This is a genomic window from Marinoscillum furvescens DSM 4134 (assembly GCF_003386095.1).
Lineage (GTDB): Bacteria > Bacteroidota > Bacteroidia > Cytophagales > Cyclobacteriaceae > Marinoscillum > Marinoscillum furvescens.
This window is the reverse complement of the sequence record NZ_QREG01000024.1, coordinates 1-11,783: the sequence shown is the minus strand read 5'-3', so window position 1 is coordinate 11,783 and position 11,783 is coordinate 1. Positions and strand designations below refer to the sequence as shown.

Here is an 11,783-nt window from a genome sequence, read left to right as displayed (position 1 = left end):
ATGAAGAACTATTTAAAGCAATCTAAATTTTGGCTACTGGCTTGCATAGCATCGCTTGCTTTGGTGACTGCCTGTAGCGAAGAGGAGCCTGTAGAAGAGCCTAGTGGCGAAAATCTGATTCTGGATTTTAAAATCGAAGGAATAGATGTCACCACAGGAGTTCAGATAGATCACGAAGGGGGTACAGTGAAGGACAGCTTGCCTGTGGGGACTGACCTCACAAGTCTGGTTCCTATTATCGAAGTGTCTGAGAAAGCAACCATTTCACCAGCTTCTGGGGAGGCCAAAGACTTTAGCAGCCCGGTAGTTTATGTGGTTACAGCAGAAAATGGAGCCAATAAGATTTACACAGTCACATTGTCTGTAAAAGAGGAAGTGATCGTAGTGGAGAAAAGTGATGATAATGATATCAATGAGTTTTTCTTCTCGGAGATATTTATCAGAGGCAAAATTGATGGTCAGCAGATCAGTGGATCAGTGCCCTATGGTACCGATATTACTAACCTAAAAGTAAGCCTTGATATACACGAAAAGGCATCCGTTTCTCCTGCAGTAGAGGAGCCTCAAGACTTTACCTCGCCTGTCACTTACACTGTCACAGCCGAAAATGGCGAAACACAATCCTACAATGTTTCGGTCACTGAGCAACCACAGGATGTAGGCGTGCGAGGAGTATGGCTCACCAATGTAGACAGCAACGTCCTGACTTCAAAGCAAAAAATTGACGAGGCGGTTGCACTATGCGATGAACTCAATATCAATACCATATTTGTAGTAACTTGGAACAAAGCGCTTACAACCTATCCTAGCGATGTGGCTGCTGAGATCACAGGCAAAAAAATCGATCCTTTGTATGAAGGTCGTGACCCATTAAGAGAACTCATCGATGCAGCCCATGCCAAAGACATCAAAGTAATGGCCTGGTTTGAGTACGGGTTTGCGGCATACAATGGTAGTCCTGGTCCCATTTTGGACAATACGCCAGACCACTGGAAGGCCAGAGATGTAAATGGCAATGTGGTTGTGAAAAATGGGTTTTACTGGATGAACGCTTTTCACCCGGACGTTCAGCAATTCATGATAGATCTTTTCACGGAAGTGGTTACCAACTACCCGGACATAGACGGAGTGCAAGGGGATGATCGCTTGCCAGCCACACCTTCAGAGGCCGGTTACGATGATTACACAGTCAGTCTATACAAGGCAGACCATGACGGGCAGGAGCCACCGGCTACAGCCAAAAACACGGCATGGTTGCGCTGGAGAGCTGATATTCTCAATAAGTTTGGGAAGGCTCTATATGATTCTGTAAAGGCCATAGATCCAAACATGGTTGTAGCGCACTCACCTAGTCCCATGAGCTTCGGGTACGATGAGTATCTGCAAGATTATACTACCTGGGTAGCCGAAGGCTACTCAGATATCGTAAGTCCTCAGCTGTACCGAAGAGAAAATCAAGGATTAAACATCTATAAAGGATTACTTTCCAATCAGTACAATATGCTGGAACCGGCAGGTCAAAAAATCTTTTACCCTGGATTACTCCTGTTTCTTGGTGGCTATTTGCCTAGTCAGCAGTTTATTGCAGATATGGTGCAGGCCAATCGCGAAATAGGCGTGCAGGGAGAAGTCTATTTCTTTTTCACAGGCTTCCAGGACCCTGATGTGCAGGAGGTCATGAAAGCCATGTATCCGACGAAAGCGATCTATCCAGAATTATAATTTGATATAATATTGAAGATGAATAATTTTTTTCAGGCCGTCAGACGCACCTCTTGGGGTGCGTTTGCATTTTTGATAGTAGCATGTTCTGCTCCTCAGGAGAATATCAGCAGTCAGAATCAACAGAAAGTCAATCCGTTTATTGGTACAGGTGGCCATGGACACACCTTCCCAGGTGCCACTACACCTTTTGGGATGATTCAGCTCAGCCCTGATAATGGTACGGAGGGTTGGGACTGGTGCTCGGGGTATCATTATTCCGATTCACTCATTGCGGGCTTCAGCCATACACACCTGAGTGGTACAGGTATCGGGGATTTGTGTGACATTTCGCTGATGCCTTACCTTTCAGCTGATGCCAAAAAAGGAGGGCGTGTAGCCTTTTCGCATAGCAACGAAGCAGCAAAGCCTGGCAATTATCAAGTAAAACTTGCCAACGGAATTGAAGTCGAACTCACTGCTTCGGAGCGGGTAGGCTATCATCGCTATAATTTTCCGGCTGGTGCCGATAGAGCTTTGTCTATAGACCTGGGATTCTCGATCAACTGGGACATTGCCACTAAAACAAACATTCAAAAGTCCGACGCAAATCTTGTCACGGGGTATCGCTACTCGCACGGCTGGTCTAGGAACCAGCGGGTATACTTTGCTGCCGAATTTTCCGAGAATATCCAATCCATGGAAATTTCAGACGGAGAGGAATGGGAAAAGATAGAAGCCTTAGAAACTGACTCGTTGCGAGCTATTGTAGATTTTGGTAAAGGCGGTGAACTATTAGTTAAAGTAGCGATTTCGTCCGTAAGTGAGGAAAACGCACTTGCCAATTTAAAAGCTGATAAGTTTGAATGGGATTTTGATGCAGTGGTAGAAGCTGCCGATCAATCCTGGCAAACAGAGCTTCTGACCCTGGATGTGGAATTCGGAGATCCGAACCTTGACACCATATTTTACTCAGCGCTTTATCATACCATGATGGCCCCGCAGCTTTTCTCTGATACTAATGGTCAGTTTCGTGGCGTAAACAAAGAAATTTACGATAAGCCTCACAGTCGCTACACCGTATTTTCACTTTGGGACACTTTCAGGGCGGCACACCCGCTTTACACATTGACTCAGCCAGATCAATTAAACGATATGCTGTTGTCGTTGCTCGACTTTTATGAAGAGCATGGCTTATTACCAGTATGGGCTTTGCACGGCAGTGAGACCAATACCATGACGGGCTATCATGCAGTGCCTGTTTTGGCGGATGCCTTACAAAAAGGATATTTGAAAGGCCAGGAAGAAAAAGTGTTGGAAGCGATGCTTGCCAGTGCACAGCAAGACATCAGAGGCACGAAGGAGTATCGCGAATATGGCTATGTGCCTGCCGATCTTGATGGCTGGTCAGTGACCAAAACGTTGGAGTATGCTTATGATGATTGGTGTATAGCTCAAGTGGCCAAAACTCTGGGCAAGGATTCCATTGCAGATGTTTTTGAGGCACGCGCACAAAGCTATCGCGCCCTTTTCGATGAAGAATCACTGTTTATGCGCGGGAAACTAGCGGATGGCAGTTGGCTTACTCCGTTTGATCCGTTCTACTCTGAGCATGGTTTTGAAGGAGCATATATAGAAGGTACAGCATGGCAGCACTCTTGGTTTGTACCTCATGATGTCGCTGGCTTTATCAGTCTCTTCGATTCTCCTGATCAGTTTGTAAATCACTTAGACTCTACGTTTGAGGTAACCTCAGAGATGACTGGAGAAAATGTGTCTGCGGATATTTCTGGACTTATCGGGCAATACGCTCATGGCAATGAGCCGAGTCATCACATTGCGTATTTGTATAGCTATGCTGGCTATCCATGGAAAACGCAGGAGCGTGTGCGTGATATCATGCGCACCATGTATCACAACGATGTGGATGGATATCCGGGCAATGAAGACTGTGGTCAAATGTCCGCATGGTACGTGTTCAGCGCTCTCGGATTCTATCCTGTAAATCCTGCTGATGGAAACTACGTTTTAGGTAGTCCGCTGGTAGATCGTGCGGTTTTATCCTTGCCGGATGAAAAGGCATTTGAAATCATAGCCAGAAACAACAGCAACGAAAACGTCTATGTAAAAGAAGTAAAGCTCAACGGGAAGCTGCTCGATAGAAACTTCATTACACATGAAGAAATTATGAGCGGTGGTACATTGGAGTTTGTCATGGATGCCAGGCCCAATACAGCCAGAGGTATTCAGGCAAGCGCGTTTCCCCCTTCACAAAGCAATTAACAGTGGCGGCCTCATCCAGATTTGAGGCATTGGATGCCACGCGAGGGTTGGCGATACTGGGCATGGTCTTATCTGGTATCGTGCCCTACAGGTCTCTGCCCGCATGGATGTATCATGCGCAGTTGCCTCCACCCGATAGAGTTTTCAACCCAAATCTACCCGGTATCACCTGGGTGGATTTGGTGTTTCCTATGTTTCTGTTTTGCCTCGGAGTGGCTATTCCTATCGCCGGAAGGCGTTTTGAAGAGACCCGGCACTATCTAAAGCACCTTTTCAGTCGCACCTTACTTCTTCTGGTGTTTGCTATTGTGCTTCATCACATTCGCCCACATCAGCTTGCCAGTTCTCCCGATACGCTCCAATGGATTCTGGCGCTGGTTGGGTTTTGTGGATTGTTTTTAGTTTTTATCAGACTTCCCTCGGCTTATTCCTTTTGGAGAAAAATGGTCCTCAGGGCCGTAGGTTGGAGTGTATTATTGATGATAATCTTCACTCAGCCTTTCAAAGATGCCCAAGGTGCTTCACTCGATCGTTTTGACATAATATTAGTCGTTCTGGCCAATGTGTATTTTGCCGCTGGCCTTCTTTGGTGGTTGACTAGATCCAGACCCTGGATCATCTTGACAGTATTGCCAGTGCTGCTCATGTTCAGGGTGTTTCATGAAGACGTTTGCTGGATGAAGGCCATATGGGATTTTACACCTGTCAGAGGGCTCTATCAGTTTTATTATCTCCAATACCTTTTTGTCGTGTTGCCTGCTGTATGGCTGGCACCCCATTTGCAGTTGTCGCAAAAACTGAGCACCGGAAGTAAGGCGCTTTACTTACCGGGGCTAGTTGGTTTGCCTGTTGTTCTGCTTGTGGGGCTCTTTACACGCGAATTGATACTTACCTATTGGCTTTCGGGTATGCTTGGAGCCTCACTGCTGATACTTATGATATGCAGGCCCTATCAGCAAACATCCATCGGTACCCTGCTAGTGCTCCTTTTCTTAGGGCTATTGGCAGAACCGCTCGAAGGTGGGATCAAAAAAGACCCTTCTACGTTGAGCTTTTATTTGATCGGTGCCGGCTGTAGTCTGAGCGTTCTTCTCGCCTTTACCCTTGCTAGCTCACATCTAGGTAGGTTTGGTAGATTACTCAAGGCCAATGGCCAAAACCCGATGATCGCTTATGTGGCTTTTGCCAATGTCATCTGGCCGGTTCTGGCATTGACGGGTTTAGAGCAATTCATAAACAGTCTTACTGACGGTCCATGGACGGGTTTTATTAGGAGTTTGAGCTACACTTTTCTGTTAGCGTACCTTATTCAGCTGCTATCCAATCGTAAAATCTTTTGGAAAACTTAATAACTTCAGTAGCGGTGAGAAAATCTGAATTTGGAGAAAAATTTCCAACTTTGATGGTATACATCATAGCCCTCTTCGAATGAAAAGACTATCATTATTAATTGCCCTCACCTGCACGCTATTCTCATGCGTTACTAAGCAGCAAAAACCATTGGACATCCAGGGGCACCGTGGAGCACGTGGACTATATCCTGAAAACTCCATCCCTGGTTTTATTCATGCACTGGATTTGGGTGTCACCACTTTGGAAATGGACCTGGCTGTTACCAAAGACGGTCAGCTAGTAGTTTCGCATGAGCCCTACATGTCAGCTGTAATTTGCCTGGACTCTCTTGGAGGAGCAATTCCTTCGGATAGTGCACAAGCATACAATGTTTTTCAGATGACTTATCAGCAGGTGGCACAGTTTGATTGCGGCAGCATTGATCACCCTCGTTTTCCAGAACAGAAAAAGCTTTCCGTAGTAAAACCTCTACTGACTCAGGTAATAGATTCAGCCGAAACTTTCGCGAAAAACACCAATCAGCCACTCCCGTTCTACAATATTGAAATTAAGAGCAAGCCTGAAGGAGACGGACGCTATCACCCAAATCCAGCTGATTTTTCTGATCTAGTTTACCGAACAGTTGAAGGTCTGCTGCCATGGAATCGTGTCACGATCCAGTCTTTTGATTTCAGAGTGCTTCAGTATATTCATAAGACGTATCCTGAGGTGAACCTCGCTTTATTAATAGAAAACAAGCTGCCTTTCCAGCACAATATTGATTCAATAGGCTTTGTGCCACAGATATATAGTTGTCATTTTCCATTACTTTCGCGGCAGACTGTCGCAGACATTCAGGAGCAGGGAATGCAAGTTATCCCCTGGACCGTCAATGACCCGGAGGATATGACACGGCTCATAGACTGGGGAGTAGATGGTTTGATTACAGATTACCCAAATAGATACAACGAATTGAATAATGAGTAGTAAGAAGTACGACGTGTACGCCATCGGCAATGCACTGGTAGATTACGAGATAGAAGTAGATGATGCTTTCCTCAGTGAGCATAAAGTGGAGAAGTCACTTATGACGCTAGTAGATGAGCAGCGCCAACAGGAGCTCATAGCCGCTGTGGCAGGTCACATCCGTGAAAAGCAGGGCGGAGGGTCAGCTGCCAATACCATTGTTGCCGTCAGTAAGCTGGGAGGCAAAGGCTACTACTCATGTAAAGTTGCCAATGACGAAGATGGTAAAGTCTACCTAAAAGATCTCACCGACAATGGGCTGGATACCAATCTAAATATTGAAAACCTTCCAGAGGGAATTACGGGCAAATGCCTCGTGATGGTGTCTCCAGATGCCGAACGTACCATGAATACCTACTTGGGGATCACATCGGATTTTTCTGAAAACGAAATCGATGAAAATGCCTTGATCAACGCAGAGTACCTTTTTATAGAAGGGTATCTCGTCACCAGCGAAACGGGGCTAGCCGCCATGAAAAAAGCCAAAGCCATCGCTGAGGCCAATGGAGTGAAAGTCGCCCTTACCTTTTCAGATCCAAGTATGGTCAAGTATTTCAAAGACCAGATGGCCGAGGTAGTGGGCGCATCGGTAGATCTTTTGTTTTGCAATGAGGAAGAAGCAATGCTCTATACGGGTACAGAATCTGTAGAAGACGCTAGAGAGGCTTTGAAAAAAGACGCAAAGAAGTTTGTAATCACTCAGGGGAAAAATGGCGCCATGATTTTTGATGGAGATACATTCATCGATATAGAGCCGTACAAGGTGACAGCCATAGATAGCAATGGTGCCGGGGACATGTTTTCGGGTGCATTTATGTATGGGATCACCAATGGTCATACCATGGCATCTTCTGGCAAACTAGCCAGCAAGGCTGCTTCAGAAGTGGTAGCCAAATATGGCCCTAGACTTTCGCCGGCCAAACTTCAGGAGATCAAAAAGGAAGTCTTTGACGCTTAGCGTACTAGAGGAGGTTTGAAATAATGTGCCAGGAGTTAAATTTATTTGCTTCTAGTAAATCTTTCATTATCTTTGCCCTCCGTTTCGAGAAATCGCTGATTTATTCGTGCGCGAATCGGTCAGCTTTATATAAATGAATTAGAAAAAGGCATAGCCATGAAGAGAACATTTCAACCTTCAGTAAGAAAGAGAAAAAACAAGCACGGATTCCGCTCTAGAATGGAGTCTGCTAACGGACGCGCAGTATTGGCAAGACGTAGAGCAAAGGGAAGAAAGAAGCTTACTGTTTCTGATCAGACTCACAAGAAATAAGTTGATATAGGCCTATGACCGATTCAGGCCATTCAAATGCTCTGCGCTTACCAAAAAAGGAGCGTCTTTCGAGCAAAAAAGAAATTGAGGAACTGTTCAAAAACGGTTCCTCTTTTTATTTGCATCCACTGCTGTTAAAGTATCAGCAAGTTGCTCCCGCACAGACTGGGCAAGCAGTGCTCTTTTCTGTATCCCGGAAAAAATTCAAAAGAGCAGTAGATCGAAACCTCATTAAGCGCAGAATGCGAGAGGCCTATCGTATCAATCAGCTGCTGTTAAAGGATGAAGTCCCGCCAGGTTACAGACTGGCATTTGTCTATTTAGACAAAACCATACTACCTTTCAGTATCATTGAGCCCAAACTAAAGTCTTTAATGCTACGTTTACAAAAACGTGCACTGAAGAATCAGAGTAACGCACCTAAAGGGACATAACCAATAGTGATATGACAAGAAAGTGGAAAGCATTTTTGATCGCAGGAAGTCTTGGATTTGGACTCCTGGCTTTTGATCAGCCACTTAATGACCGAACCTTCGAGATTGTAAAAAACCTCGACATTTTTGCCACACTGTATAAGGAGGTCAATTCTTACTATGTAGATGAGATCAACCCTTCGCAGCTCATGCGAAAAGGCATTGGTTCCATGCTGTCTTCCTTAGATCCTTATACCACCTACATCCCAGAAGACGATATAGAAGACTATCGCACCATTACCACAGGTGAATATGGAGGCATTGGCGCAGTGGTGGATAAAAAAGACGGTGTGTCTACCATCGTGCTACCTTACGAAGGATATCCTGCACACAAGGCAGGTTTGATTGCTGGAGACAAAATCATCAAAATAAATGGAATAGCTCTAAAGGGAAAATCATCTGATCAAATCAGTAAGCTGCTCAAGGGCCAGTCTAACTCCGAACTGGTACTCACTATAGAACGGTATGGCAAAGAAGCCCCTTTCGATGTTACCCTTTCGCGAGAGCGCATCACCATCAACAATGTGCCCTACTCAGGCATGGTCACCGATAATATTGGCTACTTAAAGCTTACAGACTTTACCACAGAAGCTGGTGCAGAAGTGAAAAATGCAGTCAATGAGCTAAAAGAAGATGGGGCTGAAAAAATCATTTTAGACCTGAGGGGAAATCCTGGAGGATTGCTTGAAGAGGCCGTAAATGTCTCAAATGTATTTGTGGGAAAAGGCCGTGAGGTCGTTACTACTCGAGGGAAGCTTAAAAACTGGACCAAAACCTATAAAACGCTCAACGAAGCTGCGGATGAAGATATCCCGCTTGTGGTGCTGGTGAGCAATGGAAGTGCTTCGGCATCTGAAATCGTGTCCGGTGTTATGCAGGACTATGATCGCGGCGTGCTGGTAGGGCAAAGGACCTACGGAAAAGGGCTGGTGCAGCAAACCAGGCCCTTGGCATACAATTCCCAACTAAAAGTCACAACGGGCAAGTACTACATCCCTTCAGGGAGATGTATTCAGGCCATAGACTATAGCCATCGAAACCCAGACGGTAGTGTTGGTAAGATTCCCGATTCCCTTAAAAGCGAGTTTAAAACAGCAAACGGCAGGTCCGTCTACGATGGAGGAGGAGTAAATCCCGATATCGAAGTGGAGACTCAAGAACTAGCGCCCATTACTATCAGCTTGCTCTCCAATGACCTGATCTTTCATTTTGCTACGAGGTACTTTTATGAACACCCGGAAATCCCAGATGCCAAAGAATTTAAGCTGACAGATGCTGAATATCAGGAGTTCAAACAATGGCTTCAGGACAAAGACCTCAATTACACCACTCAGGTGGAGCGAGACATTGATAAGTTAATTGCCTCGTCCAAGAAAGAACAGTACTATGAAGATATTGCTGAGCAAATAGAAGCCCTTCGGGAAGAAACACTCCATAACAAAGATCAGGATCTTGTCACCTTCAAGCCTGAAATTAAAAAGCTGCTCGAACGCGAGATTGCTGGGCGGTACTACTATCAGGCAGGCATGGTCGAGGCGATGTTTGATCAGGATAAGGAAGTCCTGGCCGCCATAGAAGTGCTCAATGATACGGAGCGATACCAACAAATTCTAAAAGGAGAGTAAAGCATTGGCCTACATATTAAGTTTAGATACATCCACCAAAGTGTGTTCTGTGGCTGTTCACCATCAGGGTGAGCTCATTGGGGCACAGACCTATCATCTGCAAAAATCTCACTCCAACCTACTTCCAGTGATTATTAAAGAGCTGGTCAAAAACTGTGAGTTGGAACTCAAAGATATCTCAGCAGTAGCCTTAGCAGCAGGCCCTGGCTCATATACAGGGTTGAGGATAGGTACTGCCACAGTCAAAGGGTTATGTTTCGCCTTGGAGTGCCCCATGATAGCCCTGGATAGCCTGGAGAGTATGTCTGCCCAGGTGAGGAGGTTTGCTGCTCCTGAAGAGTTACTTTGCCCAATGATCGATGCCAGACGCATGGAGGTGTACGGACGTGTCGAAGACATAAGCGGCAACATCATTTGGCCTACAGCCCCCATTATCGTAGACGAAAGCACTTTCGACGAATTCAGTGGTAAGCCACTGGTAATGTTTGGAAATGGTGCCGAAAAGTTAAAAGAGCTTTTCGCCCATGCAGACCAGACCATTCGCATCATTGAGGGCATTCACCCACAGGCAGCGTACATGGGGGAGGCTGCCTGGATAAAGTTCTCAGCTGAGCAGTTTGAAGACCTGGCATATTTCGAGCCAGATTATTTAAAAGAATACCGAACTAATACACCATCGCAGAAGTTCAAAGTGTAATGGAAGAAATCGTCAACAGAGTAGCCAATAGTTCATTAGTCTCATTAGATCTGGATGAATTCATTGATCAGTCAGAGCGAGAATACTTCGATTTGAAAGATGCGCTCTTTCAGGGACTTATATTACGCGAGCGAGAATTTAGAACTTATATCAAAGAGCATGACTGGAGTCAATATTCAGGGAAAAACGTGGGAGTATTCTGTTCATCTGATGCCATCATACCATCTTGGGCCTTTATGCTGGTCGCCACCAAACTGGCACCATACGCGAGATGCAGCGCTGTTGGCGAAAGAGATGCATTGGAAAAAATCCTCATAGATGAAGCAATAGAAAAAATACTTTCGCTGGAGCTCGATGATGCCAAAGTGGTGATTAAAGGCTGTGGTGAGCTTCAAAGTCGAGATTACGCCTACTTTCAGCTCACAAAGAGACTTTTAGGACGAGTTGCCAGCATCATGTATGGAGAGCCATGTAGTACTGTTCCTGTATACAAACGCCCTCGTTAGGATATCTCCATCCAATAACTGACTGTTAGCAGAAAACTCAATACACCCAGGATTTCGGCAAGTAGCACCCGTTTGCTCATCCAAACTACACATGCGAATATCAAGAATGACCCTCTGACAACATTTTGTAGAGCATAATTTTCATTTATTTCAATGCCAGCCGAATAGATGTAGTAGTCGTGAATCATGTTTACAAAATGGTAGCCTATAAAGCATACCATTAGAGGTCTTAGGTTCAATTTAAATATCGCCTTCAAATTCCGAGCCTTTAAGCTCACTTCTTTAGGGAATAGAAAAATAGACAGAAAGTAAATGATCACTGGCTTGCTTAAGATGATCAGGAATTGAAACACGTTTGTTACTATCAGTTCGTACGAATGGTGAAAAGACATCCACCAATGGTTTACGATGAGCATCAAGGCAAGGGTAGTATACATCAAGTGGTTCCAGTACAGCTTAGGTTTGGCAATCACCACACTTGCAAGACTGTCCAGTAGATGTGCGACAGCAAGCCCTGAGATCAGCACCTCAAAAATGATGATGAATTCCTTAAAGCTCATCTGTGAGAAGATGGCTTGATCAATTGAAGTAAGAAGAGTAAACATTAATTCAATTATGGTTTTTTGGATTACAAATTTGAAAAGCAATGTTTGATATAAAGATGTAATTCAATTCAAAGCCCAGTTCTGCTCGTTGAAGGCCTGTTTTGAGACGATTAAAAATTATTTATTCACTTAAAGCTCTGATTGCCAGTTGTATTAATGGGTTGGTGTTGAAATTTCTCAATAATTTTCCTTGATACTATTTGCGGAAAGAAGTTCTTTACTATCTTTGCCGTCCGTTCGGCAGGGACGGGGGCAAAAAGGAAGG

Annotated in this window: 11 protein-coding genes; 10 read left to right on the top strand and 1 reads right to left on the bottom strand. The window is 44.9% G+C overall.

Annotated features, from left to right (window positions below; genetic code table 11):
• The 10 genes from C7460_RS19585 to C7460_RS19540 all read left to right on the top strand — a co-directional run bounded on the left by C7460_RS19585 (position 1) and on the right by C7460_RS19540 (position 10,913).
• A complete protein-coding gene (locus C7460_RS19585; RefSeq protein ID WP_115869834.1) occupies positions 1-1,722 on the top strand; it encodes a family 10 glycosylhydrolase in 1,722 nt (573 codons plus the stop codon).
• Positions 1,723-1,740: 18 nt separating this feature from the next.
• Complete coding sequence (locus C7460_RS19580) at positions 1,741-3,984, top strand: GH92 family glycosyl hydrolase (protein WP_115869833.1); 2,244 nt, start codon at positions 1,741-1,743, stop codon at positions 3,982-3,984.
• Positions 3,985-3,986: 2 nt separating this feature from the next.
• Complete coding sequence (locus C7460_RS19575) at positions 3,987-5,333, top strand: DUF5009 domain-containing protein (protein WP_115869832.1); 1,347 nt, start codon at positions 3,987-3,989, stop codon at positions 5,331-5,333.
• A gap of 79 nt (positions 5,334-5,412) precedes the next feature.
• The gene (locus C7460_RS19570; protein ID WP_115869831.1) at positions 5,413-6,303 is read left to right on the top strand and encodes a glycerophosphodiester phosphodiesterase family protein; all 891 of its coding nucleotides are present in this window, start codon (positions 5,413-5,415) and stop codon (positions 6,301-6,303) included.
• Positions 6,296-7,300 carry an adenosine kinase gene (locus C7460_RS19565; RefSeq protein ID WP_115869830.1) on the top strand — a complete coding sequence of 335 codons (1,005 nt, stop codon included), beginning with the start codon at positions 6,296-6,298 and terminating at the stop codon, positions 7,298-7,300. Before C7460_RS19570 ends, C7460_RS19565 begins: the two co-directional genes overlap by 8 nt.
• Positions 7,301-7,456: 156 nt before the next feature.
• The gene (rpmH, locus tag C7460_RS19560) at positions 7,457-7,612 is read left to right on the top strand and encodes a 50S ribosomal protein L34 (RefSeq protein WP_115869829.1); all 156 of its coding nucleotides are present in this window, start codon (positions 7,457-7,459) and stop codon (positions 7,610-7,612) included.
• A 14-nt stretch (positions 7,613-7,626) separates the two neighbouring features.
• Positions 7,627-8,046, top strand: a complete 420-nt coding sequence (gene rnpA, locus C7460_RS19555; RefSeq protein ID WP_115869828.1) for a ribonuclease P protein component — start codon at positions 7,627-7,629, stop codon at positions 8,044-8,046.
• 11 nt (positions 8,047-8,057) lie between these two features.
• Positions 8,058-9,710, top strand: coding sequence for a S41 family peptidase (locus C7460_RS19550; RefSeq protein ID WP_115869827.1), 1,653 nt, complete (start codon positions 8,058-8,060; stop codon positions 9,708-9,710).
• Positions 9,711-9,714: 4 nt separating this feature from the next.
• Entirely contained in the window at positions 9,715-10,407 is a 693-nt protein-coding gene (tsaB, locus tag C7460_RS19545; RefSeq protein ID WP_115869826.1) for a tRNA (adenosine(37)-N6)-threonylcarbamoyltransferase complex dimerization subunit type 1 TsaB, read from the top strand.
• Positions 10,407-10,913, top strand: a complete 507-nt coding sequence (locus tag C7460_RS19540; protein ID WP_115869825.1) for a DUF2480 family protein — start codon at positions 10,407-10,409, stop codon at positions 10,911-10,913. The genes tsaB and C7460_RS19540 overlap by 1 nt, the downstream gene beginning before the upstream one ends.
• Here C7460_RS19540 and C7460_RS19535 read toward each other — a convergent pair.
• Entirely contained in the window at positions 10,910-11,473 is a 564-nt protein-coding gene (locus tag C7460_RS19535) for a hypothetical protein (protein ID WP_221409588.1), read from the bottom strand. The genes C7460_RS19540 and C7460_RS19535 overlap by 4 nt on opposite strands.
• Between the last annotated feature and the right edge of the window lie 310 nt (positions 11,474-11,783).